General features: G+C 72.5%; 20 protein-coding genes and 1 rRNA gene. 6 read left to right on the top strand and 15 right to left on the bottom strand.

Features of this window, described 5'->3' with window-relative positions:
- Positions 1 to 9 precede the first annotated feature (9 nt).
- From ald to ACIBCU_RS28755, 4 genes are all read right to left on the bottom strand, one after another.
- Complete coding sequence (gene ald, locus ACIBCU_RS28740) at positions 10 to 1,125, bottom strand: alanine dehydrogenase (RefSeq protein ID WP_399234997.1); 1,116 nt, start codon at positions 1,123 to 1,125, stop codon at positions 10 to 12.
- Positions 1,126 to 1,268: 143 nt separating this feature from the next.
- Positions 1,269 to 3,341 carry a tetratricopeptide repeat protein gene (locus ACIBCU_RS28745; protein WP_399234958.1) on the bottom strand — a complete coding sequence of 691 codons (2,073 nt, stop codon included), beginning with the start codon at positions 3,339 to 3,341 and terminating at the stop codon, positions 1,269 to 1,271.
- A 197-nt stretch (positions 3,342 to 3,538) separates the two neighbouring features.
- On the bottom strand, positions 3,539 to 4,165 hold the full coding sequence (locus tag ACIBCU_RS28750) for an NUDIX hydrolase (protein WP_104790117.1): 627 nt from the start codon (positions 4,163 to 4,165) through the stop codon (positions 3,539 to 3,541).
- Between the two features lie 77 nt (positions 4,166 to 4,242).
- Entirely contained in the window at positions 4,243 to 5,916 is a 1,674-nt protein-coding gene (locus ACIBCU_RS28755) for a CTP synthase (RefSeq protein WP_362941701.1), read from the bottom strand.
- Positions 5,917 to 6,355: 439 nt separating this feature from the next.
- On the opposite strand from ACIBCU_RS28755, the gene ACIBCU_RS28760 reads away from it, so the two are divergent.
- From ACIBCU_RS28760 to ACIBCU_RS28770, 3 genes are all read left to right on the top strand, one after another.
- A complete protein-coding gene (locus ACIBCU_RS28760) occupies positions 6,356 to 8,158 on the top strand; it encodes a glycoside hydrolase family 15 protein (protein WP_362941712.1) in 1,803 nt (600 codons plus the stop codon).
- Positions 8,159 to 8,254: 96 nt separating this feature from the next.
- Positions 8,255 to 9,652, top strand: coding sequence for an FAD-binding oxidoreductase (locus ACIBCU_RS28765; protein ID WP_362941699.1), 1,398 nt, complete (start codon positions 8,255 to 8,257; stop codon positions 9,650 to 9,652).
- 106 nt (positions 9,653 to 9,758) lie between these two features.
- Positions 9,759 to 11,381, top strand: coding sequence for a PucR family transcriptional regulator (locus ACIBCU_RS28770; protein ID WP_399234961.1), 1,623 nt, complete (start codon positions 9,759 to 9,761; stop codon positions 11,379 to 11,381).
- A 4-nt stretch (positions 11,382 to 11,385) separates the two neighbouring features.
- Here ACIBCU_RS28770 and ACIBCU_RS28775 read toward each other — a convergent pair whose 3' ends face one another.
- The 5 genes from ACIBCU_RS28775 to ACIBCU_RS28795 form a co-directional block, all read right to left on the bottom strand.
- Positions 11,386 to 12,465 (bottom strand): glycosyltransferase family 4 protein, encoded by a 1,080-nt coding sequence (locus ACIBCU_RS28775; RefSeq protein ID WP_399234963.1) that lies wholly within the window; start codon positions 12,463 to 12,465, stop codon positions 11,386 to 11,388.
- Between the two features lie 174 nt (positions 12,466 to 12,639).
- Positions 12,640 to 14,385 carry a DNA repair protein RecN gene (recN, locus tag ACIBCU_RS28780; protein WP_362941691.1) on the bottom strand — a complete coding sequence of 582 codons (1,746 nt, stop codon included), beginning with the start codon at positions 14,383 to 14,385 and terminating at the stop codon, positions 12,640 to 12,642.
- Between the two features lie 83 nt (positions 14,386 to 14,468).
- Entirely contained in the window at positions 14,469 to 15,392 is a 924-nt protein-coding gene (locus ACIBCU_RS28785) for an NAD kinase (protein ID WP_362941688.1), read from the bottom strand.
- Complete coding sequence (locus ACIBCU_RS28790) at positions 15,389 to 16,204, bottom strand: TlyA family RNA methyltransferase (protein ID WP_399234966.1); 816 nt, start codon at positions 16,202 to 16,204, stop codon at positions 15,389 to 15,391. Before ACIBCU_RS28790 ends, ACIBCU_RS28785 begins: the two co-directional genes overlap by 4 nt.
- 7 nt (positions 16,205 to 16,211) lie before the next feature.
- Entirely contained in the window at positions 16,212 to 16,526 is a 315-nt protein-coding gene (locus tag ACIBCU_RS28795) for a hypothetical protein (protein WP_362941683.1), read from the bottom strand.
- 42 nt (positions 16,527 to 16,568) lie between these two features.
- Here ACIBCU_RS28795 and ACIBCU_RS28800 point away from each other — a divergent pair, with 42 nt between their 5' ends.
- Positions 16,569 to 16,916 carry an alkyl sulfatase C-terminal domain-containing protein gene (locus ACIBCU_RS28800; protein WP_399234968.1) on the top strand — a complete coding sequence of 116 codons (348 nt, stop codon included), beginning with the start codon at positions 16,569 to 16,571 and terminating at the stop codon, positions 16,914 to 16,916.
- Positions 16,917 to 16,929: 13 nt separating this feature from the next.
- Here ACIBCU_RS28800 and ACIBCU_RS28805 read toward each other — a convergent pair whose 3' ends face one another.
- From ACIBCU_RS28805 to ACIBCU_RS28820, 4 genes are all read right to left on the bottom strand, one after another.
- On the bottom strand, positions 16,930 to 17,733 hold the full coding sequence (locus tag ACIBCU_RS28805; RefSeq protein ID WP_362941678.1) for an ABC transporter ATP-binding protein: 804 nt from the start codon (positions 17,731 to 17,733) through the stop codon (positions 16,930 to 16,932).
- Between the two features lie 56 nt (positions 17,734 to 17,789).
- On the bottom strand, positions 17,790 to 18,848 hold the full coding sequence (locus tag ACIBCU_RS28810; protein ID WP_362941676.1) for an iron chelate uptake ABC transporter family permease subunit: 1,059 nt from the start codon (positions 18,846 to 18,848) through the stop codon (positions 17,790 to 17,792).
- Complete coding sequence (locus ACIBCU_RS28815) at positions 18,845 to 19,906, bottom strand: FecCD family ABC transporter permease (protein WP_399234971.1); 1,062 nt, start codon at positions 19,904 to 19,906, stop codon at positions 18,845 to 18,847. The genes ACIBCU_RS28810 and ACIBCU_RS28815 overlap by 4 nt, the downstream gene beginning before the upstream one ends.
- Positions 19,907 to 20,047: 141 nt before the next feature.
- Positions 20,048 to 21,076: an HAD hydrolase-like protein gene (locus tag ACIBCU_RS28820; RefSeq protein WP_399234974.1), complete on the bottom strand. Its 1,029-nt coding sequence runs from the start codon at positions 21,074 to 21,076 to the stop codon at positions 20,048 to 20,050.
- Between the two features lie 72 nt (positions 21,077 to 21,148).
- On the opposite strand from ACIBCU_RS28820, the gene ACIBCU_RS28825 reads away from it, so the two are divergent.
- Positions 21,149 to 22,429, top strand: coding sequence for a DUF1015 family protein (locus tag ACIBCU_RS28825; protein WP_399234976.1), 1,281 nt, complete (start codon positions 21,149 to 21,151; stop codon positions 22,427 to 22,429).
- 78 nt (positions 22,430 to 22,507) lie between these two features.
- On the opposite strand, the gene ACIBCU_RS28830 is transcribed toward ACIBCU_RS28825, so the two are convergent.
- Positions 22,508 to 23,224, bottom strand: coding sequence for a hypothetical protein (locus ACIBCU_RS28830; protein WP_362941668.1), 717 nt, complete (start codon positions 23,222 to 23,224; stop codon positions 22,508 to 22,510).
- A 78-nt stretch (positions 23,225 to 23,302) separates the two neighbouring features.
- Between ACIBCU_RS28830 and ACIBCU_RS28835 the strand changes: the two genes are divergently transcribed.
- A complete protein-coding gene (locus ACIBCU_RS28835; protein ID WP_399234978.1) occupies positions 23,303 to 25,105 on the top strand; it encodes a hypothetical protein in 1,803 nt (600 codons plus the stop codon).
- Positions 25,106 to 25,111: 6 nt separating this feature from the next.
- Here ACIBCU_RS28835 and rrf read toward each other — a convergent pair.
- Positions 25,112 to 25,203: ribosomal RNA gene (gene rrf / locus ACIBCU_RS28840) — 5S ribosomal RNA — on the bottom strand; the annotation flags it as partial.

Raw genomic sequence — 25,203 nt, forward strand, 5'->3', positions numbered from 1 at the left:
GTTGACCGCTCAGCCGAGAAGCGCGCTCAGTTCGACGTGGTCGAGGCCGTGCGCCTCGGCCACCTCGCGGTAAACCACCTGGCCGTCATGGGTGTTGAGGCCCTTGGCCAGTGCGGCGTCGCGGCGCAGGGCATCGGCCCAGCCCCGGTTCGCGAGCTCCAGGATGTAAGGCAGCGTGGCGTTCGTGAGTGCGTAGGTGGAGGTGTTCGGCACGGCGCCCGGCATGTTCGCGACGCAGTAGAAGACCGAGTTGTGGACCGTGAAGGTCGGCTCGGCGTGCGTCGTCGGATGCGAGTCCTCGAAGCAGCCTCCCTGGTCGATCGCAATGTCGACAAGAACACTTCCGGGCTTCATCTTCGCGACGAGCTCGTTGGTGACCAGCTTCGGCGCCTTCGCGCCCGGGATCAGCACCGCGCCCACGACGAGGTCGGCCTCGACGACCGCCTTCTCGAGCTCGAGGGCGTTGGAGACGACCGTCCGCACCTTCGTACCGAAGACCTTGTCCGCCTCGCGCAGCTTGTTGATGTCCTTGTCGAGCAGCGTGACGTGGAAGCCCAGCCCGACGGCGATCTGCGTGGCGTTCCAGCCGGAGACCCCGCCGCCGATGACGACGGCCCTGGCCGACCCGGTGCCGGGGACCCCACCGGGGAGCACGCCGCGCCCACCGACCGAGCGCATCAGGTGGTAGGCGCCGACCTGCGGGGCGAGGCGGCCGGCGACCTCGGACATCGGGGCGAGCAGCGGCAGCGCGCGGTTCGCGGTCTCGACGGTCTCGTACGCGATGGCGGTCGTGCCCGACTCCAGCAGGGCGTCCGTGCACGCGCGGGAGGCGGCGAGGTGCAGGTACGTGAAGAGCGTCTGGCCCTTGCGGAGGCGGTGGTACTCCTCGGCGACCGGCTCCTTCACCTTGAGCAGCAGGTCGGCGGCGGCCCAGACCTCGTCGGCGGTGGGCAGGATCTGCGCGCCGGCGGCGACGTACTCCTCGTCCGGGATGGAGGATCCCTCACCGGCGTGCTGCTCGACGAGGACCTGGTGGCCGTGGCGTACGAGCTCATGCACTCCGGCAGGGGTGATCGCCACCCGGAACTCGTTGTTCTTGACTTCGCGGGGGATGCCGACCTTCACGTCGATCACGGTCCTTGACTCGGAGGCTGGCTGGGCATAGCGGGACATACCCGCATGAACCAAGCATAAAGGGGGACACCGCAGAGATCTGCGGCAGAGCCATCATTAATGAAGGACTTCCCGCTGTCCAGCCTTACAAAGCATTAAGTTTTGTTCGAAGTACTACGGATTTCGTAGGCGGAGCCCTCGTCACCAAGCAATCTGTCGGCCGCCGCCCGGTGCAGCCTGGCCGCCGCCGGGTCCCCGAGCCGGTCCAGGGTGTCCGCCAGCCTGAGCTCCAGCGCGGCCTGGAGACGCTCGTCGCCCGCCCTGCGTGCCAGGTCGACCGCCTCCCTGCAGGTGTGCAGCGACTCCTGGGGCCTGCCCGCGTACTCCTGAACCCTGGCGGCCTCGCTGAGCGCACGCGCCTGGGCCGGGAGGTCCCCGAGCCTGCGGTGGCCGGCCGCGGCGGCACGCCAGTCGCGCAGCGCCTCGCCGTACCGGCCGGCGTACGTGTGGACCGCTCCGAGCCGGCCGTACAGCCGCGCCGCGTCGGCCCGCTCCCCCTGTGTGAGCCGCTGTGCGAGCGCCCGGCCGTACCAGTCGGAGGCCCGGTTGAAGTCCCCGAGCTCGGCGTACGCGCCGCCTGCGGATTCCATCGCCCTGCCGGTCGCGTAGAGGTCGTTCGCCGCGCGTCCGGCGTCCAGCGCCGCCCGGTAGCGGGCCAGCGCCTCCCGCGTACGCCCGGTGCTGGCGTCCAGGTCGGCGAGGTTGAGCAGGGCGGCCGCCTTCTCCCGGGGCAGGTCACGGCGCTCCGCCACATCGAGGACCAGGCCGTGCAGCCCGTAGAGCACGGGGGCGGCGTCCTCGGTACCCCGGTGCACGGCGAGGGCGCGGACCAGGGCGGCCACCAGCCGGCGTGCGAGCGTGTCCAGGTCGCCGTCGCGCACCGCGGCACGGGCGGAGGCGAGCAGCGCCGACTCGCGGATCCTCAGCCACTCGGCGGCGTTCTCCGGACCGGGGAAGCGCAGCGAGCGCGGCAGTCCGGCGAGCCGGCGGCGAGCCGGGGAGTCCTCGGGGTCGGTCACCGCACGGCAGGCCTGGAGCCGGCGCACGGTCCGCTCCAGCATCCTGGCCCGGGCGAGCTGGATCTCGGCGGGCCGCTCCCGCTCCTCCAGCACGGCGCGGACCAGCGGGGCGAGACAGCCGGGCATCTCGTACTGCGGCTGCTCGGCGCCGTTCGACCCGAGCAGCCCGAACCTGACGAAGTCGTCCAGAGTCGTCTGTGCCGCCGAGACGGAGCACCCGGCCAGGGCGGAGGCGGTGTGGGCGTCGGCCAGCCCGGCGGGGGCGAGGGCGAGCAGCCGCAGTATCCGGGCGGCGGCCGGCGGCAGCGACTCGTGGACCAGCCGGAAGGCCCGGGCCAGCGGGCGGCCGCCGGCGGGCTGTTCGGGTCCGTCCTGCAGGTCGCGCAGCTGCTTGGCGACATCGGCGACCGAGGCGCCGGGCCGGGCCGCGAGCCAGCCCGCGACCAGGGTCAGGGCGGCGGGCTGCCCGCCGCACTCCTCCGCCAGCGTCTCGGCGGTCCGCGGGTCGACGGTGATGCGCACCTGGCCGATGGCGCGGGCGAGCAGCTGCACCGCGGAACCCGCGTCCAGCCCGCCGATGGTGCAGGGGCGGACGTCGGGGATGCCGGTGAGGGGGCCGGTCGCGGTGGCGACGACCAGGCAGTCGGGGTTGTCCGGCAGCAGCGGTTCGACCTGCTCGGCGTCGACGGCGTCGTCGAGCAGGATCAGGGCGCGCCGTACGGCGAAGGCCTCGCGGACCATCTGGGAGAGCTCGTCCTCGTCCGCTCCGGGCGGGGCGGCCACGGCGAGCAGGCCCAGGAGTGCGCGTGCGGTGCGCTCCGTGGGGACGCGCTCGCCCCCGGGTTCGGTGAGCGGGACCCGGAACACGCCGTCGGGGTAGTCACCGGGTTCCGCCAGCCGGAGGGCCAGCTCGGCGGCCAGTGCGGTGCGTCCGGATCCGGGCCTGCCGGCGATCAGGAGGACCCGTGCGCGGGCGGCTTTGCGGCCCGCCAGGGTGTCCAGGCCCGCGCGCTCGATGTCCTCCTGAAGGGCTTTCAACTCGCGTTCCCGGCCGAAGAACTGAGATGGAGTCACTTTCGGCGGCTCTCTGGTGCCCGCCGTCCCCGCCACTCCGGCCGGTCCGCTGGTGTCCACCGCCTGATCGGTCACGGGCCACGCTCCACTTCGCTGCACGCGGTTGCCCGCCGGAAGTCCGGTCGGGGCCTTTCGAGCGTAGTTCAGTGGTGCGGGCGATCACGGTCGAGCGCGGCGGACACATCCCTCGATCGGATCAGCGTTTCGTACGATCGGCCCATGATCGGCCCGGCATCGGTCCGCCCCTCGGAAAACGGACCGGCCGGACCGGGTCAGGCCTCGAACGGGCGGGCGGGCCAGGGCGCCTCGGCCGGGCGCAGCGAGTCCACGCCGTCGCCCGCGAGCACCGCGGTGAGCGACAGGACCCCCACGACCAGGCAGTTGTTGTGCAGATCGCCGCCCAGCACACCCCGTACGAGCTCCTCGAGAGGCACCCGCGCCTGCTCCATGTCGGCCTCCTCCTCGGAGACCTCGAAGCGCTCGCCCTCGGCCTCGGAGAGGTCCCGGGCGAGGAAGATGCGCACGGCTTCGTCGCAGCCGCCCGGCGTGGTGTAGACGTCGGTCAGCACCCGCCAGTCCTCGGCCTTGACGTGCGCCTCCTCGTAGAGCTCGCGCTGCGCGGCGTGCAGCGGGTTCTCACCGGGGATGTCGAGCAGCCCCGCCGGGATCTCCCACAGCTTGTGGCGCACCGGGTGCCGGTACTGCCGCAGGACGAGCACCCGGCCGTCCGCGTCGAGCGCGAGGACGGCCACCGACCCGGGGTGGACCTGGTAGTCGCGGCTGTGGACGCTCCCGTCGGGCATCACCACGTCGTCGGTACGGACGCTGGTCTTGTTACCGGTGAAAGGCGTCACCGTCGCGGTGACCTGCCACTCCTCGGGCGTGTCCTGGAAACCCATGTACGTCCTCCCACGAACAAACAGAAACCGGGGCACGCATCCCGTGAGGGATCCGTACCCCGGTCAACCGTATCGCCTTACGCGTCGGCGCCGGGCGCCTTCGCTGCCGCGACCTTGCGCTCCACGGCGGCCTTCACCAGGCCGGCGAAGAGCGGGTGGGGGCGGGTGGGGCGGGAGCGCAGCTCCGGGTGCGCCTGGGTGGCGACCAGGTAGGGGTGCGTCTCACGCGGGTACTCGACGTACTCGACGAGCTTGTTGTCCGGGGAGGTGCCGGAGAAGACCAGGCCGGCCTTCTTCTCCAGCTCCGCGCGGTAGCCGTTGTTGACCTCGTAACGGTGGCGGTGACGCTCCTCGACGTACGGCTCGTCGGCGTAGGCCTCGCGGACCAGGGAGCCCTCGGCGAGCTTCGCCGGGTACATGCCGAGCCGCATGGTGCCGCCCAGGTCGCCCGCGCCCTCGACGTACGCGAGCTGCTCCTCCATCGTCGAGATGACGGGGTGGGCCGTGGCCGCGTCGAACTCGGTGGAGTTGGCGTCGGTGATCCCGGCGAGGTTACGCGCGGCCTCGATCACGATGCACTGGAGGCCGAGGCAGAGGCCGAGCAGCGGCACCTTGTTCTCGCGGGCGTACTGGATGGCGCCGACCTTGCCGACCACACCGCGCTCGCCGAAGCCGCCGGGGATGCAGACGGCGTCGACGTCACCGAGCTGCTTCTGGGCGCCGGCCGGGGTCTTGCAGTCGTCGGAGGCGACCCACTTGACCTTGACGCGGGCCTTGTTCGCGAAGCCGCCGGCCCGGATGGCCTCGGTGACCGAGAGGTAGGCGTCGGGCAGGTCGATGTACTTGCCGACCAGGGCGACGGTGACCTCGTGGTCCGGGTTGTGGACACGGTCCAGCAGGTCGTCCCAGGTGGTCCAGTCGACGTCGCGGAACGGCAGGTCGAGCTTGCGGACGACGTAGGCGTCCAGGCCCTCGGTGTGCAGCACCTTGGGGATGTCGTAGATCGACCGGGCGTCCTTGCAGGCCACCACGGCGGTCTCGTCGACGTCGCACATCAGCGAGATCTTGCGCTTGATGGCGGTCGGGACGTCGCGGTCGGCGCGGAGCACGATGGCGTCCGGCTGGATACCGATGTTGCGCAGGGCGGCGACGGAGTGCTGGGTGGGCTTGGTCTTCAGCTCGCCGGACGGGCCGATGTAGGGCAGCAGCGAGATGTGCACGACGAAGACGTTGTCGCGGCCGACCTCGTGGCGGACCTGGCGGACCGTCTCCAGGAAGGGCAGCGACTCGATGTCGCCGACCGTGCCGCCGACCTCGGTGATGACGACGTCCACGTCGTCGGTCGCCATGCGGCGGATGCGGTGCTTGATCTCGTTGGTGATGTGCGGGATGACCTGGACGGTGTCGCCGAGGTACTCGCCGCGCCGCTCCTTGGCGATCACGGTGTTGTAGACCTGGCCGGTCGTGACGTTGGCCGAACCGTCGAGGTCGACGTCGAGGAAGCGCTCGTAGTGGCCGATGTCCAGGTCGGTCTCGGCACCGTCGTTGGTGACGAACACCTCACCGTGCTGGAAGGGGTTCATCGTGCCGGGGTCGACGTTGAGGTAGGGGTCGAGCTTCTGCATGGTGACCCGAAGGCCACGTGCCTTGAGCAGGGCACCCAGGCTGGAGGCAGTCAGACCCTTGCCGAGGGAGGAGGCGACACCCCCGGTGACGAAGATGTGCTTGGTCGTCGTGGATGTGGGCTGCATAGCCAAAGGGGGCTCCCGTGGTCGCGATCATGAGGTGCGTGCCGGCATGCCGTACGAAGATTCTCTTCAGGCGCCGTCGCTGCGGTTCGGGGGCCTCGTCCACTGTCGGGACGACCACCGCTCCACGGGCTACCAGGGTAACAGCGACGAGGGGAGGCCGCTTCCGGCCATGCCCCCTCCTGCACGGGCACAAGATCACCACGTACGTTTCAGGTCCCACCCATTCGCCCGTGACAGGCGACGGACAACTGCTGGACAGTCGCGCGGAACCCCCAGGTGCGTCGTATCCTGCTCGGACACTCGCTGCCGAGTTGGCCGGCCCAGCGGCTCCACCCCAGCCCGCTCACCCGTGCAAGAGCTCGTCGGTTCTATTACAACGACCCCTTGACCAGCAGTAAGCGCCCTTCGGGGCGACATGGCCGTTCGACTGGAGACGCACGTGGCCGGGCGCATCGAGGATTACGCACTCATCGGAGACATGCAGACCGCAGCCCTGGTCTGCCGGGACGGCACAGCGGACTGGCTGTGCCTGCCCCGCTTCGACTCACACGCGATTTTCGCCGGACTTCTCGGTACCGAGGAGAACGGCTTCTGGCGGCTGGGACCCGCCCGCCCCGAGGGGGCGGAGCCGCCGCCGGCGGACCGCCGCCGGTACCGCGGCGACTCGCTCATCCTGGAATCGGAGTGGGACACCCCGCGCGGCACGGTCCGCGTGACCGATTTCATGCCGCCGCGTGACGGTGCCCCCCAGCTGATCCGCATCGTGGAGGGCGTGAGCGGCCGGGTGCCGATGCGCTCCGAGCTGCGGATGCGTTTCAGCTACGGACGGGTCACCCCCTGGGTGCACAAGGTCGACAGCCGTACGGTCGCCGTCGCGGGGCCCGACTCGGTGTGGCTGGACACGGACGCGGAGACGTACGGCCGGAATCTGACGACGTACTCCGACTTCACCGTGGCCCCCGGCGACCGGATCGCGTTCACCATCAGCTGGCAGCCCTCGCACCACGAGCCGCCGAGCGTGCCGGAGCCGGAGTCCTCCCTGGAGGCGACGGAGAACTTCTGGCGCGAGTGGGTCGAGCAGTGCACGTACCACGGCCCCTACCGGGAAGCCGTCGTCCGCTCGCTGATCACGCTGAAGGCGCTCACCTACGCCCCCACCGGCGGCATCGTGGCCGCGCCGACCACCTCCCTGCCGGAGGACATCGGCGGCTCCCGGAACTGGGACTACCGCTACACCTGGCTGCGGGACGCGGCGATCACGCTCTCGTCCCTGCTGCGCACGGGGTACCGCGAGGAGGCCCGCGCCTGGCGCGAGTGGCTGCTGCGGGCCGTCGCGGGCGACCCGGAGAACCTGCAGATCATGTACGGCATCGCGGGTGAGCGTGAGCTCGGCGAGGCGGAGCTGGACTGGCTGCCCGGGTACGAGAACTCAGGCCCGGTCAGGGTCGGCAACGGCGCCGCGAACCAGCTGCAGCTCGATGTGTACGGCGAGGTCACCGAGGCGCTGCACCTGGCGCACATGACGGGGCTGACCCGCAACGACTACGCCATGGGCCTCCAGCTCAAGCTGATCAGCTACCTGGAGAAGCACTGGGACGAGCCGGACGAGGGCATCTGGGAGGTGCGCGGGCCGCGCCGCCACTTCGTGCACTCCAAGGTGATGGCCTGGGTCGCCGTCGACCGCACGATCAAGCTCATCGAGTCCGGGGACGCGGAGGGGCCGCTGGAGCGGTGGCTCCAGCTGCGCGACGACATCCACCGCGATGTCTGCGAGCGGGGCTACGACAAGGAGCGCAACACCTTCACCCAGTCGTACGGCTCGCAGGAGCTGGACGCGTCCCTGCTGCTGATTCCGCAGATGGGCTTCCTGCCTCCCGACGACAAGCGCGTCATCGGCACGATCGAGGCGATCCAGCGGGAGCTGTCCACGGAGGACGGCTTCGTCCTGCGCTACCCCACCGAGGGGGACGACGCGGGAGTCGACGGCCTCGAGGGCGACGAGGGCGCGTTCCTGGCCTGCTCGTTCTGGCTGGCGGACGACCTGGCGATGATCGGCCGGGTCGACGAGGCCCGCCGGCTCTTCGAGAAGCTGCTGTCCCTCCGCAACGACCTGGGCCTGCTGGCCGAGGAGTGGGACTCCCGGCTCCAGCGCCAGGTGGGCAACTTCCCGCAGGCGTTCAGCCATGTGCCGCTGATCGACACGGCGCTGCGGCTGACGGCCAGCGGGGCGTACGTCGGCTGATCCGGAGGGTGTGACGGGGCCCGGTGGGACGGCCGACTTCCGCGGCCGGACCTACGATGGAAGGGCCCTGTCACGCCTTGCGAAGGGGGGCACGTCATGACGCCTCGCACCCCTGCGACGGACTCCGCTCCGGCCGGTCTCCGCTCCGGTTTCGCCGGCGGGATCCATGTCCCCGGCGACCCGGGCTACGACGAGGCCCGGACCGTCTTCAACAGCATGATCGACCGCAGACCCGCGGTGGTGGCCCAGTGCACCTCCGAGGCGGATGTCGCGCGGGCTCTCCGCTTCGCACGCGAGGAGGGCCTGGAGGTCGCCGTGCGCGGGGGCGGTCACAGTGTGGCGGGCATGGCCCTGAGCGAGGGCGGTCTGGTGATCGACCTGCGCCGGATGCGCGCGGTGGAGGTCGACCGGGAGGCCCGCTCGGCCCGCGTGGGCGGCGGAGCCACCATGAGCGACCTGGACCGGGCGACCCAGCCGTACGCCCTGGCGACCACGGGCGGGCGGGTCTCCACCACCGGCGTCGGCGGCTTCACGCTGGGCGGCGGTTCGGGGTGGCTGGAGCGCGCCTTCGGGCTGGCCTGTGACAATCTGCTGGCCGCGGAGGTGGTCACGGCCGACGGCGGTTCCGTACACGCGAGCGCGCAGGAGAACCCGGAGCTCTTCTGGGCCCTGCACGGCGGCGGCGGCAATTTCGGTGTGGTCACCTCCCTGACGCTGCGGCTCCACGACCTCCCGGCCATGAGCATGGCACTGCTCCTCCTCCGCCCCGAGAACGGCCCGGAGGCGGTCCGTACGTACCGGGACGTGATGGAGTCCGCCCCGGACGCGGCGGGCGGCGCCTGTATCTACATCACCGGGCCGCCCGAGGAGTGGGTGCCCGAGGGCCTGGTGGGCCACCTCGTGTGCGCGGTCCTGGTCACCTACGCCGGTACGGAGGCGGAGCTGCGCGAGGTCGCGGGGCCCCTGCTGGCGCTGGAGCGCGAGGCCGAGGTGATCGACGCGGTCGACTACGCGGACCTGCAGTGCATGCTCGACGACCCGCCCGGCATGCGGAACTACTGGTCGGCGGAGTATCTGGACGGGTTCCCCGACGAGGCCACGGCCGCCTTCTGCGCCGGTGCTGCCACGATGCCCGTCCCCTCCGGTTCGCAGCATGTGCTGTTCCCGATGGGCGGCGCGGTGGCCCGGGGGCCCGCCGACTACCCCCTGCCCTGGCGCTCCTCCCCGTGGGCGGTGCATCCGTTCGGCGTCTGGGAGAGCGAGGCGGACGACGAACAGAGCAAGGAGTGGGTACGCCGGGTGCGCGGGGCGGTCATGCCGTGGGCGAGCGGCGCGGTCTATCTGAACTTCATCGGGCGTGAGGGCCAGGAGCGGGTCGTCGCCGGCTTCGGGGAGCACGCCTACGAGCGGCTGTCCCGCGTCAAGGCACGCTACGACCCGGACAACGTGTTCCATCTGAACCACAACGTCAGGCCGGCCGTGGCCGCGGTGTGACGCGCCGGGCCGGGGGCCGGTAACTTCCTGACCGGGGGCGTTCCCGCCCCTCGTGGACGGAGCACGAGCGCGCACGCGCCGATACGGAAGCACGAGGCCGGAGCCGGTGGAGACAGAGGGCGGGATCACCGTGCGGCGGGCGCTGGAACTGCCGGGGCTGCGCGCCGGACTGCCGGAGGTGCTGACCTGCGCGGACCGGCTGGACCGCACGGTGCGCTGGGTGCACGCCGGGGAGGCGCCGAACATCCCCGCGCTCCTCAAGGGCGGGGAGTTGCTGCTCTCCACGGGTCTCGGCCTCGGTTCCCGGCCCGCCGACCAGCGGGCCTACGTCCGCAAGCTGGCCGACCGCGGTATCGCCGCGCTGGTCGTGGAGCTCGGGCCGCGTTTCGAGCGGCTGCCGACGGCGATCGTGGAGGCCGCGAGGACGGCGGGGCTGCCGCTCGTGCAACTGCATCGCGAGGTGCCGTTCGTGGCGGTGACCGAGGAGATCCACACCGAGATCGTCAACGGCCACTACGCCCTGCTCCAGCGGGCGGAGGAGGTCCACCGGCGGTGCACACAGGCGGTGCTCGGCGGCGGCGGGGTGCCGCAGGTCCTGGGGATCCTGGCGGACTTCGCCGCGAACCCGGTCTTCCTGGAGACTCCGGACGGCCGGCTGCTGTTCGCCGCGGGCGCCGGGCCGGTGGGCGCCGATCCGCTGCAGGTCTGGGAGGGGCTGCGCGGGGACCGGGCGGCCCGTGAGGCGCCACCGGCCGGCGCGCTCCTGGTGGAGGTGCCGGGAGGCGGCCTCGGGGCCGGTTCCGTACGGGCCCGGCTGGTGCTGCTCGCGGTGTCGGGCCCGCTGGTGACGGTGCACCGGATGGCGGCCGAGCGGGCGGCGGGCATCCTGGCGGTCGTGCTGATGCAGGCCCGTCAGGAGGACGAGGTGGCGGCGCGGGGACGCGGCGACTTCCTCACGGATCTCGCCGAGGGCCGGATCGCTCCCGAGGACGCTCCCGCGCAGGCCGGTGTGCTGGGCTTCCGGCCGGGCGGGGATCCGCTGCTGCCGGTGGTGATGAGGCTCGCGCCCGAGTCGGCCCCGTCGGGCAGCTGGGCGCTGCTGGCCCGGGCCGTGACGGAGGAGCTCGCGGCCGTGGGCGCGCCGGTGCTGGTGGGGGTGCGTCCGGTGGAGGGCAGGGTGCCGCTGCTGCTGGCGCTGCGCCCGGGAACCACCCGTGCGGCACTCGGCGACCGGGTGGCGACCGCACTGCGGGCCGGGGCGGGGCGGGCCGGCCTGGAGCGGGCCGGTGACCGTACGCCGGTCGTCGTGGTGGTCGGGGCCGCGGGCGGCTGGGCGGCGGCGGGCGCGGGGCTGCGGCACGCGGCGGAGGCGGCGACGGCCGCGCAGGGGCTCGGGGAGCGCCCCTGGTACGACGCGCGCAGCCTGGACATCGATCTGCTGCTGTGGCGGCTGCGGGACCATCCGGATCTGGCGTCCTTCGTGGACCGGGCGATCGGGCCGCTGCGCGAACACGACCGGACGTCGCGTCCCGCCCTGCTGCCCACTCTGGAGGCGTACCTCGCCCATGCGGGCCGCAAGGCGGAGGCCGCGCGCGACCTGCATCTGAACCGGCAGACGCTCTACAACCGGCTGGCCCGCATCGGCGAGCTGCTCGGCACGGATCTGGACGACCCCCAGGCCGTACTCGCCCTGAGCCTGGCCCTGCGCGCCCGCCGCCACACCCGCTGACAGGTCAGCCGCGGGCGGCCGCCAGGGGCTGCGCCAACTCGTCGTAGACGGAGAGCACATGGGCGACCGTGTCGTCCTCGGTCGGCCAGCCCGCGGCCTGTGCGCGCCCCGAGCCGACGAGCCGCTCCCGTCGCCCGGGGTCGCCGAGGAGCCGTACGACGGCTCCGGCCAGCGCGTCGGCGTCCCCGTACGGGACCAGCTCGGCTGCTTCGCCGACGAGTTCGGGCAGTCCGTCGGCCCGGGCCGCGACCAGCGGGACGCCGAGCCGCAGGGCCTCCTGGGCGAGCAGCGGCCCGTCCTCCCCGCAGCCGGACAGTACGGCGATGTCGGCGGCGGCGAGGAGTTCACCGATGCCGTCCGAGCCGCCGGCGAGGACGACGGGCAGCCCCTCCGCCGCGATCCGCCGCCGGAGGGCGCCGGCCCTGGGCCCCTCCCCCGCGACGGCAAGCAGCGGCACGGGGTCCAGGGCGCTCCACCCGCGCGCCGCGTCCAGCAGCGTCTCCTGGTCGTGCTGTGCCACCGATACCAGCAACGGCCTTCCGACCGCTCCCAGTTCGGCGCGCGTCTTGCCGTCGTCGGGGGCCTCCGGGAAGCGGCCCGCGGGGATCGCGGCCGGTGCGAGCCGGGCGTCCCTGGCTCCTCCGCGGCGGGCCCGGTCGACCAGCTCCCACGAGGTGCCCAGGACGACGGCGGCCGCGCGGGCGGCCCTCCGCTCCAGCAGCCGCAGCAGCCTGCCGCGGGTCCCGTCGGCATGGGTGCGCGTGTGCCAGGTCACGACCAGGGGGGTGCCCCGGCCGCTGAGGGCGATCCCGGCGCGTACGGCGGCATGCAGCCCGTGGGCGTGGACGATGTCCGCCCCGGTGCAGGCGGTGCGGAGGGCGGCGACGGCCGCGGGGTCGCTGCGCCGGGGCACCGCGACGAAGCGGGCGCCCGTCGCGGGGAGGCCGTGGGCGCGGCCGGAGCCGGCCGGGGCGCAGACGGTGACCTGCACACCTCTGGCGACCAGACCTGCGGCGAGCGAGCTGACATGAGCGCTGCTTCCGGCACCGCCGCCCAGGACTTGGACCGTACGCAGCTGTGACACGTTGATTGGCTCCCGGGGATCCCGAGTCGGTGGTAAGTACAGCGCCAAGGATGCCAGTCCGTACGCACGTTCCGGGACTGACGAAACGTTGTTCCCGTCGTCGCGTCGACGGCCGGGCGTCCCGCCCCACCCGTACGAGTGACGCGGGCGGCACGGGCTGACGCCTGCGGGCCGCTATCCGTCCGCTCGCGCGGTCTCCAGCAGCTCCTCGGCGTGTGCCCGGGCGGTCTCCGAGTCCTCCTGCCCGGCGAGCATCCGGGAGAGCTCCCGCACCCGGTCCTCACCTTCGAGGACCGTGACACCGCTCCTGGTCACCGATCCGTCCACGGTCTTCTCGACCAGCAGCTGCCGGTCGGCGAAGGCGGCCACCTGCGGCAGGTGGGTGACCACGACGACCTGCGCGGACCTGGCGAGCTTCGCCAGCCGCCGGCCGACCTCGACGGCCGCCTTGCCGCCGACGCCCGCGTCGACCTCGTCGAAGAGGTACGTCGGCACGGGATCGGAGCCCGCGAAGACCACTTCGACGGCGAGCATCACCCGGGACAGCTCACCGCCGGAGGCGCCCTTGGCGATGGGCCGGGGCTGGGCGCCGGGGTGCGGCGCCAGCAGGAGCTCCACCTCGTCGGCGCCGGAGGGCCCGTAGAGCACGCTGCGGCCGCCGATGTCGATGCCGGACTCCTCGTCCGGTGCCTCGGTCTGCCCGATGGCGAAGGAGACCCGGGCGTGCGGCATCGCGAGCGACGCCAGCTCCTCGGTGACGGCCTCGGCGAAGCGTGCCGCCGCCTCGGTCCGCGCGTCGGTCAGCTCCTGGCCGAGGGCGGAGAGCTCGACGCGCAGCGCGTCGCGCTCCGCCGTCAGCTCACCGATCCGGTCGTCGTCGCCCTCGAGTTCGGTCAGCCGGGAGGCACCGTCCTCGGCCCAGGCGAGCACGGAGGTGATGTCCTGGCCGTACTTGCGGGTGAGCGCGGTGAGCGCGGCACGCCGTTCCTCCACGGCAGCGAGCCGCAGCGGGTCGGCGTCGAGCTGGTCGGCGTATCCGGCGAGCTCCCCGGCCACGTCGGCGAGCAGGATCGAGATCTCGCCGATCCGGTCGGCGAGCGCGGCCAGCGCGGGGTCGTGGGCCCGTACGGCGTCCAGGGACTGTCCGGCGGCCGCCACCACCGTGGTGGCGTCCACGCCTTCCGGATCCTCCGGATTCCCCGCGAGCGCCGCGTGGGCGAGCGCGGCCGCGGAGGCGAGCGCCTCGGCGTGGCCGAGCCGCTCGGCCTCCGCGGCGAGTTCGGTGTCCTCGCCGGGCAGCGGTTCCACGGCGGCGACCTCGTCGAGGCCGAAGCGCAGCAGATCCGCCTCCTGGGCGCGTTCCCTGGCCCGGGTGGTCAGCTCGTCGAGCTCGGCGACGACCGCGCGGAGCCGCCGGTAGGCCGCCGCGTACTTGGTGTGCGGGCCCTCGACACCGCCCCCGGCGTAGCGGTCGAGCGCCTGGCGCTGCCGTGCGGGCTTGAGCAGTCCCTGCTGGTCGGTCTGGCCGTGCACGGCGACGAGTTCGTCGGCGAGCTCGGCGAGCAGCCCCACGGGCACGGATCTGCCCCCGAGATGGGCCCGGGAGCGCCCTTCCGCCGAAACGGTACGGCTGATGATCAGCGCACCGTCCTCGATCTCGCCCCCGGCTTCCTCGGCGCGCACCGCCGCCGCGTCGCCCCGGGACACCGTGATCCGCCCCTCGACGACCGCGGCCTTGGCACCGACCCGCACCAGGGCGGGGTCGGCGCGCCCGCCGAGCAGCAGCCCGAGGCTGGTGACGACCATGGTCTTGCCCGCGCCGGTCTCGCCCGTCACCGCGGTGAAACCGGGTGACAGCTCCACCACCGCGTCGTCGATGACTCCGAGCGACCGTATCCGCATCTCCTCCAACACGGACATGACCTTACGAGGTCCGGGGCCCGGTGTGCGACGGACCCCGGTGAAGGATTCACTCACGCGGGTGTGAGCAGCCGCCCGGGAATTCAGTGCGGAGCGCCCCGCCAGCCCTGTACGGGCAGCGCGAACTTGGCCACCAGACGGTCGGTGAACGACGCCTGGTGCAGCCGCGCGAGCCGTACGGGCACCGCGCCGCGCCGCACCTCCACCCTGGCCCCCGCGGGCAGCTCGACGGTCCGGCGGCCGTCGCACCACAGCACCCCGTGCGGGGTGTGCGGCTGGACCTCGACCGCCAGCACCGAGTCGGGCGAGGTCACCAGCGGCTTCGCGAACAGGGCGTGGGCGCTGATCGGCACCATGAGGAGTGCCTCGACCTCCGGCCAGACGACGGGTCCGCCCGCCGAGAAGGCGTACGCGGTCGAGCCGGTCGGGGTGGCGCAGACGATCCCGTCGCATCCGAAGCCGGTCACCGGGCGGCCGTCGATCTCCAGGACCACTTCGAGCATCCGCTCGGGCGAGACCTTCTGGACGGCGGCCTCGTTGAGCGCCCAGTCGGTGTGCACGATGTCGCCGTTGCTGTGCACGATGACGTCGAGCGTCATCCGCTCCTCGACCTGGTACGCCCGGGTGACGACGCGGTCGACGACCTGGTCCAGGTCGTCACGCTCGGCCTCGGCGAGGAAGCCGACCCGCCCGAGGTTGACCCCGAGCATCGGCACGCCGGAGGCGCGCGAGATCTCGGCCCCGCGCAGCAGCGTCCCGTCCCCGCCGAGCACGATCAGGAGTTCGCAGCCGTCCACGGCCGTGGGCGTCGCGTCCGTGACCGTGACCACGGACGAGGGCAGCGGCAGGTCCTGTGCCTCCACCGCCAGCACCCGGACGCCGAGGCCGTTGCGCAGCAGCCCCTGGACGACGAGCTCGGCGCTGCGGATCGCGGCCGGGCGGCCGGTGTGCGCCAGCAGGAAGACGGTGCGTTCCGCGTTCCCTGGTTGTGTCGCTTGCGTTGTCAACGGGGCCCCTCCGCCACTGCGCGGTCGACGTCCGCGGGATCCAGCTCAGGTGCGCCGGCCCGCAGCCACAGAAAATACTCGACGTTTCCCGACGGGCCGGGCAGCGGGCTCGCCGTGACCCCCAGGACACCGAGGCCGAGCAGACCGGCCCGTCGTGCCACCTCCCGTACGGCTTCGGCCCGGAGCTCGGGGCTGCGGACCACACCGCCGCTGCCGAGGCGCTCCTTGCCCACCTCGAACTGCGGCTTGACCATCAGCACCAGGTCGGCGTCGGGGGCTGCGCAGCGCGCGAGTGCGGGCAGCACGAGGCCGAGCGGGATGAACGAGAGGTCTCCCACCACCAGGTCCACCGGCTTCCCGTCGATCTGCTCCACCGTCAACTCGCGCACGTTGGTACGGTCCTTGACGGTGACGCGTTCATCGGACTGCAGGGACCAGGCGAGCTGCCCGTAGCCGACGTCCACCGCCACGACGTGTCCGGCGCCGGCCCGGAGCAGCACATCGGTGAAGCCTCCGGTCGAGGCGCCGGCGTCCAGTGCCCGCCGACCTTCGACCTTCAGGCCCCGGGGCTCGAAGGCGGCGAGGGCGCCCGCGAGTTTGTGCCCGCCGCGCGAGACGTACTCGGGATCGCTGTCGTCCTTGACGACGACGACGGCGGCGCTGGTCTCGACCTGGGTGGCCGACTTGGTCGCGGTGTTCCCGCCGACGGTCACCCGCCCCGCTGCGATCAGCTGGCTCGCGTGCTCGCGCGAGCGGGCGAGCTTGCGGCGTACCAGCTCGGCGTCGAGGCGGCGACGTGCCACTCCTGCCACGTTCGGTTCAGCTCCTGTTGTCGTGCGCGGGCGTCGGTGCGGGTGCGGGCCGTGCGTCCAGCGCGGTGAGTTCGTCACGCAGCCCACGGTGTACATCCTCGTACACCTCGGTGTGGCCGTCCGCCGCGAGGTGGTCGGCGTCGGCCAGCCGCTCCAGCCGGGCATCCACACCGGCGTGCCCCGTGGGGGTGCGTGCCACGCCGAGGGGTGCGGGCGGGGCGGGGTCGAAGGAGGGCGCGGGAGGCGCGGCGGGAGGTGCCGCGTCCACTCCGGCCGCCTCACCCTGCTGCGCCGTGTCCGGCCCCGGCATCCAGTCGCTCATGCGGGAACGCTACCCCGAAGGGCCGGTGTACCGTCGGTGACGATGGCGACCATGGCGGAGTGCCGCAGCGCACTCGACACACTTTCCGACAATCTGGCGGGGGCGGACGGCGACGTCCGCAGCGCCGCCGACCTCGACCGCTCGCTGAGCTGCCACGTCAGGGATCTCGACGTGACGTTCACCGGACGCCTGGCGAACGGCCGGATCCGGGTGCTGGACACATACGACGGCCCGCCCGGGGAGAAGGCCGAGATCCGGCTCGCCATGACCGGGGACGACCTGGTGGCCATGGTCGACGGCGAGCTGAACTTCGCGAAGGCCTGGGCCTCCGGCCGGGTGCGGCTGGAGGCCGGCTTCCGCGATCTGCTGAAGCTCAAGTCGCTGCTGTGACCGGCGGCGGGCCTCAGACGGAGGCCACCGTGCGCTTCCTGCGGGCGGCGGGGACGACGAGCGGCGTCCCCGTCTCCGGGTCGTCGATGACCTGGCACCGCATCCCGAAGACCTCCTCGACGAGCTGCGCGGTGACGACGTCACCGGGCGCGCCCTCGGCGATGACCGCGCCCTCGCGCATGGCGATGAGGTGGGTGGCGTACCGGGCGGCGTGATTGAGGTCGTGCAGCACGGCGACGAGGGTGCGGCCCTGCGTCTCGTGGAGCTCCGCGCAGAGGTCGAGCACGTCGATCTGGTGCTGGATGTCGAGATACGTCGTCGGCTCGTCCAGCAGCAGGAGCGGGGTCTGCTGGGCGAGGGCCATGGCGATCCAGACCCGCTGGCGCTGGCCGCCGGACAGTTCGTCGACGTATCGGTCGGCGAGCTCGCCGACACCGGTCGACTCCATGGACTCCTTCACGATCCGCTCGTCCTCGGGTGACCACTGGCGCAGCAGCCCCTGGTGGGGGTAGCGGCCGCGTGAGACGAGGTCGGCGACGGTGATGCCGTCCGGGGCTATGGAGGACTGGGGCAGCAGGCCGAGCGTCCTGGCGACCTTCTTCGCGGGCATCCGGTGGATGGACTGCCCGTCCAGCAGGACGTCCCCGGCGTTCGGCTTCAGCATCCGGGAGAGGGCGCGCAGCAGGGTCGACTTGCCGCACGCGTTGGGGCCGACGATGACGGTGAAGGAGTTGTCGGGGATCTCGACCGAGAGGTTCTCCGCGATGACCCGCTGGTCGTAGCCGAGGGTCACCGAGTCCGCGGTGAGGCGCTGCATGGTCGTACTCCCGGAGTCGGTGGGATTGGTCTGCGAGGGGTCCGGCCCGCCCTGCTTCATATGCGGCCCGCCCTGCGCTCGGACACGAGGAGCCACAGCAGGTAGCAGCCGCCGAGTACGCCGGTGACGACGCCCACCGGGAGCTGGCGGTCCCCGAAGGCGTTCATGGCGGTCCAGTCGGCGACGAGGAGCAGGGCCGCTCCCGTGGCGGCCGCGGCGGCCAGGTTGGGGCCGGGTGCGCGGGTGAGACGGCGGGCGACCTGCGGGGCGCTGAGCGAGACGAAGACGATGGGCCCCGCCGCGGCGGTGGCGACGGCGACGAGCAGCACGGCGCAGCCCAGCAGGACGAGCCGGGTGCGTTCCACCCGTACGCCCAGAGAATGGGCGGCGTCGTCGCCCATCTCGATCATGCGCAGAGCCCGCCCGTGGCCGAGGACCACGGGGATCAGGACGCAGCAGACCGCGAGGAGCGGCCAGACCTGGGCCCAGTCCCGCCCGTCCAGCGAACCGGTCATCCAGACGACGGCGCGGGTGGCGTCGACGAGGTTGGCCTTGGTGATCAGGTAGTGGATCGCGGCGGTGAGCATCGCGGCGGCGCCGATGCCGACCAGGACGAGCCGGTAGCCGTGCACCCCGCGCTTCCAGGCCAGCAGATGGACGGCGACGCCCGTCAGCAGGCCGCCGCCGACGGCGCCCGCCGCGACCTCGGTGGGTCCGCCGTGGAAGAGCACGATCACGGTGAGGGCGCCGACCGCGGCACCCTGGCCGAAGCCGAGGACGTCCGGGCTGCCGAGCGGATTGCGCGAGACGCTCTGGAAGACGGCGCCCCCGACACCGAGCGCTGCGCCGACGAGGAGCCCGACGAGGACCCTCGGCAGCCGCAGTTCGGTGACGATGAACTCCTGCTGGAAGGTTCCGTTGCCGAACAGGGTGGTGACGACCTGTCCGGGGGACATGGAGTAGTCGCCGCTGCCGATCAGCACCACCGCGGCGAAGGCCGCCGCCGCGACGAGCAGCGCGATCACGGTGAACGCCCGTGCGTCCACACGGAAGGAGAGCCCGCCCGCCGTCCGCACGGCGTGGACGGTCTTCGTGGTGTCCTGTGCGGCCTTCACAGCTGGGCCATCCTCTTACGACGTACGAGATGGATGAAGACGGGCCCGCCGAGCAGCGCGGTGACGATGCCGACCTGAAGCTCGGCGGGGCGGGCGACGACCCTGCCCACCACGTCGGCGCCGAGCAGCAGCACGGGCGCGAGGACGGCCGCGTAGGGCAGGATCCACCGCATGTTCGGGCCGGTGATGGTGCGGACCAGGTGCGGGATCATCAGCCCGATGAAGACGATCGGCCCGCACGCGGCGGTCGCCGCCCCGCAGAGCAGGGTGACGGCCACCATCGCGAGGACGCGTGTACGGGTCAGATGCGCGCCGAGCGCCCTGGCCGTGTCGTCACCCATCTCCAGCGCGTTGAGCGGCCGTGCGATGAAGAGGGCGAGCAGCACGCCGAGGGCGATGAACGGCCACACCCTGCTGACGGTCTCCGGGTTCGCGGAGGCCAGCGATCCCACGGTCCAGAAGCGCAGCCGGTCCAGGGCCGCCGAGTCCAGCAGCTGTACGGCGTTGACGTAGCCGAAGAGCGCCGCGGTGACCGCCGTGCCGGCGAGCGCCAGCCGTACGGGGTTGGCGGAGCGGCTGCCGCCGAGCACGTACACCGCGACGGAGACGATCGCGGCGCCGCCGAACGCGAACCAGACGTATCCCGTGAGCGAGGTGACGCCGAGGAAGGTGATGGCGGAGACGACGGCCGCCGCCGCACCCGCGTTGACACCCAGCAGACCGGGCTCGGCGAGCGGGTTGCGGGTCAGCGCCTGCATCACGGCGCCGGCCAGCCCCAGGGCGGCCCCGGCGATCAGCCCCAGCACGGTGCGCGGGACCCGCACATCCCGTACGAGGACGTCGCCGTTGGTGCCCGAGTAGTGGAACAGGCCGTGCCACACCTCGGAGAGGGGCAGGGCCTTGGCGCCGATCGCGATACTCGCGAGGCACACCAGCACCAGTACGCCTACGGCGACCAGCAGCCCCACGGCTCGTACCGCGTGGCGCCCTGTGCGCGCGGGCTCGTCCGGCGCTGCCGCGGGACCGGCGTTCGTTTCAGAAGGGCTCTCGACCAACACCGGGTTAGGGTAGCCTACCCTCCGATTCCGGCCACCAGGGGGAGCGGGAGGCATCCGCCGGCCCGGCCGGCCGGCTCCGCTCCGTGGAGCCGGCCAGGACGTCCACCGCTCCGTGGAACGGACCGGACGGGCCCTCCACCGCTACAGCCCGAGCCTGGCCACGGCCTTCCCCGCGTCCACCCGGCACGAGCCGTCCCCGGCATGCGTCCACGCCGCTCCGCACAGGGCCCGCAGCCCGTCGATCGCGTCGCCGTCACCTTCCAGCGCGAGCGCGTCCCCGCGCACCACGGCCGTCCAGCCGCCGCAGCGGAACCCGCCGTCCTCCTCCGACACCTCGGGCTGCCCGGTGAGCAGTCCCCGCAGGTCCCGGTCCACATAGGTCGGGCGGTACTTGGGTTCGGCCGCGATCAGCTGCGCCGCGTCGGTCACCCCGGTGAGGACGAGCAGCGAGTCCACGCCTCCGTTGAACGCGCCCTCGATGTCCGTGTCCAGCCGGTCCCCGACGACCAGCGGACGCTTCGCCCCGGTCCGCAGCACGGTCTCGCGGTGCATCGGCGGCAGCGGCTTGCCCGCGACCTGCGGCTCGGCACCGGTGGCGATCCGTACGACCTCGACCGCAGCCCCGTTGCCCGGGGCGATGCCCCGGGCGCCGGGGATCGTCAGGTCCGTGTTGGACGCGAACCACACGGCCCCGCGCGAGATCGCGTACGCCGCCTCGGAGAAGCGGCCCCATGCCAGATCCGGCCCGCCGAACCCCTGCGCCACGGCGACGGGTTCGTCGTCCGCCGACTCCACCGGCACCAGGCCGCGCTCGCGCAGCGCGACCCGCAGCCCCTCGCCGCCGACCACGAGCACCTTCGCCCCGGACGGCAGCTGATCGGCCATCAGCCGGGCCACCGCCTGCGCCGACGTGATCACATCGGCGGCATCGGCCGGCACCCCGAGCTCCGTCAGGTGCTCCGCCACGGCGCCCGGCGTCCGCAGCGCGTTGTTCGTCACGTACGCGAGATGCATGCCGCCCGCGCGCGCTCTGCCCAGCGACTCCACGGCGTGGACGATCGCGTGCCCACCCGCGTACACCACCCCGTCGAGATCGAGCAGGGCAGTGTCGTACGCCTCACTCAGCGCCACACCGCTTCCGAGCGGCCGGGACCTGTACTGCTGACTCATATGCGTACGCTCCTCTTTCCATGCTTCTCCCCCGATCATCGCGCATCGCGGGAGCGCACATACGATGCACAAATGAACACATCCGGGCCCGCTGCCGGCGAGGGACTGCGGCTGGTCCCCTTCCGTGGACTGCGCTACGTCCCCGAACGGGTAGGCAGCCTCGCGGCGGTGACCTCGCCTCCGTACGACGTCGTCGTCCGGCCCGACGGACTGCACCACCTGGAGTCCGCGGACCCGCACAACATCGTCCGGCTGATCCTCCCGCAGGCCACCACGGCCGCCGCACGCCACCGGCAGGCCGCCGACACCCTGAAGCGCTGGCTCGCGGAGGGCGTCCTCGCCCCGGACCCGGTGCCCGTGCTCTACGTCTACGAACAGCGGGCCGGCGACACCCTTCAGCGCGGTGTGATCGGGGCCCTGGCCCTCTCCCCCGCGTCGGAGGGCGTGGTGCTGCCGCACGAGGACGTCATGGCCGATGTCGTGGAGGACCGCGCCGACCTGATGCGCACCGCGGCCGCCCACCTCGAACCCCTGCTCCTCAGCTACGCGGGAGACGGCGGGCCGAGCGGCACGACGGCCGTCATCGAGCAGGTGGTGGAGCGCCTTCCGCTCCTCGCCACGACGACCGAGGACGGTTTCAGCCACCGTCTCTGGGTCGTCTCCGACCCCGCGGAGCAGGCGGAGATCGAGTCGGATCTCTCCCACCGCCAGGCACTGATCGCCGACGGGCACCACCGCTGGGCCACCTATCTGCGGCTCCAGCGGGAGCAGTCCGCCCCCGGGCCCTGGGACTTCGGTCTCGTCCTGCTCGTCGACACCGCCCGCTATCCGCTGCGGGTCCGCGCCATCCACCGGCTGCTGCACCGCCTTCCGGTCGCGGAGGCGCTCCGCGCCCTCGAAGGCCGCTTCCGCGTCCGGCGCGTCGACGGACCGCTGCAGCAGGCGCTCGACGCTCTCGCGGCGGCCACGGCGGACGGCAACGCCTTCCTTCTCGCGGGCGACGGCCGCTTCCACCTGGTCGACCGGCCGGACGAGCGGCTGCTGGCCCGCACGGTCCGCGCCGACCGGCCGGCGGCCTGGCGTGCCCTGGACGCCACCGTGCTGCACTCCACGCTCCTCGACGACGTGTGGCGGATCCCTGACGCCCCCGAGCACATCGCCTACATCCACGACACGGCGGCCGCGGTCGAACAGGCGGAACGGCACGACGCCACGGCGGTGCTGATGCACCCCGTGCGCGAGGAGGTGGTGCGGGATCTGGCCAGACAGGGCGTCACGATGCCCCGTAAGTCGACCTCGTTCGGCCCCAAGCCTGCCACAGGGCTGGTGCTGCGCAGTCTCGACGTCGTCTGAGCTCCGGAGAACGCAGAAGAGGGCGGCACCCGCTGTGGGTGCCGCCCTCTTCTGTGTTCAGTGCTGCATCAGCGACGCTCAGGCCTTCGCGGGCCCGTCCTCGTCGTCATCCTCGTCGTCCCGGTCCTCTTCGTCCGTGTCCTCGTCGTCCGTGTCCTGGGCCTGGGCCTCCGTGGCCCGGGCTTCGACCACCTGGGCCGCTTCTCCGGCGTGCTCGTCGTCGTCGCCGAGCACGTCGACGAATTCCACACCGTCGAGTTCGGCGAGCCGGTCGGACGCGTCGGTCGCACCGTCCTTGTCGGCCTCCAGGGCCTTCCCGAACCACTCACGGGCCTCGTCCTCGCGACCTGCTTCGAGAAGCGCGTCGGCGTAGGCGTAACGCAGGCGCGGAGTCCACGAGTGGACGGCGCTGGAGGCGAGCTCGGGGCCCTGCAGCGTGACGATTGCCGCGTCGATCTGCCCCATGTCCCTGCGGGCTCCGGCGGCGACCAGGCGCATCTCGACCTGACCGGCCTTGTCCAGCTTCTGGACCTCGGGCCCGCCGGCCATGTCCATCGCCCGCTCGGGCCTGCCGAGTCCACGCTCGCAGTCGGCCATGACGGGCCACAGGTCCACGGAGCCGGTCATGCGACGGGACGCCCTGAACTCGGCCAATGCCTCCGCGTACCTCTGCGTCGCGTATGCGGCGAAGCCGGCAGCCTCACGCACTGCTGCGACACGCGAGGCCAGACGCAGTGCGATACGCGAGTACGCGTATGCCTGCTCGGGGTCCTCATCGAGGAGGCGAGCCACCATCACGAGGTTCCGTGCAACGTCCTCGGCCAGGGTCTTCGGCAGGCTGTACAGCTCCTGCCGGACATCCTTGTCGATCTCGTGGCCAGTGACGTCGTCCGGGATGGGAAGCCGCTTGATCGGCTCACGGTCGCGGTCGTCACGCCCCTGGTAACCACCACGGTCATCGCGCCCCTGGTAGCCCCCGCGGTCGTTGTCGCGACGGGGCGCACGGTCCCGGTCACCGCTCCGGTCATCGCGGCGGAAGCCACCGCCGGTGCTGCCACCACGGCTGTCGTCACGGCGGAAGCCGCCGCCGGTGCTGCCACCACGGCTGTCGTCACGGCGGGGGCCGCTGGGACGGCTGTCGTCGCGGCGGGGACCGCTGGAACGGTCGTCACGACGCTCGAACCCACCGCTGGGGCGGCCACCGCGGTCGTCGCGCTGACCACCGCGGTACCCACCACGCTCGTCATCCCGACGCGGAGTCCGGTCATCGCGACGGAAGCCACCGCCGGTGCTGCCACCACGGTTGTCGTCGCGGCGGGGACCGCTGGAACGGTCGTCACGACGCTCGAACCCACCGCTGGGGCGACCGCCGCGGTCGTCACGCTGACCACCGCGGTACCCACCACGCTCGTCATCACGACGGAAACCACCGCCGGTGCTACCACCACGGTTGTCGTCGCGGCGCGGGCCGCTGGAACGGTCATCCCGACGCGGAGCCCGGTCATCGCGACGGAAGCCGCCGCCGGTGCTGCCACCACGGTTGTCGTCGCGGCGGGGACCGCTGGAACGGTCGTCACGACGCTCGAACCCACCGCTCGGGCGGCCACCGCGGTCGTCACGCTGACCACCGCGGTACCCACCACGCTCGTCATCCCGACGCGGAGCCCGGTCATCGCGACGGAAGCCGCCGCCGGTGCTGCCACCACGGCTGTCATCACGACGGAAGCCGCCGCCGGTGCTGCCACCACGGCTGTCGTCACGACGGAAGCCGCCGCCGGTGCTGCCACCACGGTTGTCGTCGCGGCGGGGACCGCTGGAACGGTCGTCACGACGCTCGAACCCACCGCTGGGGCGACCGCCGCGGTCGTCACGCTGACCACCGCGGTACCCACCACGCTCGTCATCACGACGGAAACCACCGCCGGTGCTGCCACCACGGTTGTCGTCGCGGCGGGGGCCGCTGGAACGGTCGTCACGACGCTCGAACCCACCGCTCGGGCGGCCACCGCGGTCGTCACGCTGACCACCGCGGTACCCACCACGCTCGTCATCACGACGGAAACCACCGCCGGTGCTGCCACCACGGTTGTCGTCGCGGCGGGGGCCGCTGGAACGGTCGTCACGACGCTCGAACCCACCGCTCGGGCGGCCACCGCGGTCGTCACGCTGACCACCGCGGTACCCACCACGCTCGTCATCACGACGGAAACCACCGCCGGTGCTGCCACCACGGTTGTCGTCGCGGCGGGGGCCGCTGGAACGGTCGTCACGACGCTCGAAGCCACCGCTCGGGCGACCGCCGCGGTCGTCACGCTGACCACCGCGGTACCCACCACGCTCGTCATCCCGACGCGGAGCCCGGTCATCGCGACGGAAGCCACCGCCGGTGCTGCCGCCACGGTTGTCATCACGGCGCGGGCCGCTGGAACGGTCGTTGGTGTCACGTCGAGGAGCGCCGGCCCGGTCGTCGCGGCCGCCCCGGAAGCCGCCCCCGTCACCGGCGTCCCGGCGACGCGGCTCGCGCTCCGGACGGTCGTCGGAAGAGTTGGTGGACATGGGGGTGACTCCTGTCATCGGGTACCACAGACATTCTCGCGCAGCCGACCATCCGACGCGCTTCGGCAAAATAAAAAAGGCCCTTGGCCCCAGCATGAACGCTGGGACCAAGGGCCCTGAAAGATTGTTCGGCGGCGTCCTACTCTCCCACAGGGTCCCCCCTGCAGTACCATCGGCGCTGAAAGGCTTAGCTTCCGGGTTCGGAATGTAACCGGGCG

The organism is Streptomyces sp. NPDC051064 (genome assembly GCF_044455985.1).
In the GTDB taxonomy this organism is placed as follows: domain Bacteria; phylum Actinomycetota; class Actinomycetes; order Streptomycetales; family Streptomycetaceae; genus Streptomyces.

Coding starts and splice junctions, on each gene's coding strand:
- recN (WP_362941691.1), bottom strand. CDS start 14,385: ATGTCCGTGTTGGAGGAGATGCGGATACGGTCGCTCGGAGTCATCGAC.
- ACIBCU_RS28800 (WP_399234968.1), top strand. CDS start 16,569: ATGGCGACCATGGCGGAGTGCCGCAGCGCACTCGACACACTTTCCGAC.
- ACIBCU_RS28820 (WP_399234974.1), bottom strand. CDS start 21,076: ATGAGTCAGCAGTACAGGTCCCGGCCGCTCGGAAGCGGTGTGGCGCTG.
- ACIBCU_RS28750 (WP_104790117.1), bottom strand. CDS start 4,165: ATGGGTTTCCAGGACACGCCCGAGGAGTGGCAGGTCACCGCGACGGTG.
- ACIBCU_RS28795 (WP_362941683.1), bottom strand. CDS start 16,526: ATGAGCGACTGGATGCCGGGGCCGGACACGGCGCAGCAGGGTGAGGCG.
- ACIBCU_RS28755 (WP_362941701.1), bottom strand. CDS start 5,916: ATGCAGCCCACATCCACGACGACCAAGCACATCTTCGTCACCGGGGGT.
- ACIBCU_RS28830 (WP_362941668.1), bottom strand. CDS start 23,224: ATGGTGGCTCGCCTCCTCGATGAGGACCCCGAGCAGGCATACGCGTAC.
- ACIBCU_RS28765 (WP_362941699.1), top strand. CDS start 8,255: ATGACGCCTCGCACCCCTGCGACGGACTCCGCTCCGGCCGGTCTCCGC.
- ACIBCU_RS28805 (WP_362941678.1), bottom strand. CDS start 17,733: ATGCAGCGCCTCACCGCGGACTCGGTGACCCTCGGCTACGACCAGCGG.
- ACIBCU_RS28825 (WP_399234976.1), top strand. CDS start 21,149: ATGAACACATCCGGGCCCGCTGCCGGCGAGGGACTGCGGCTGGTCCCC.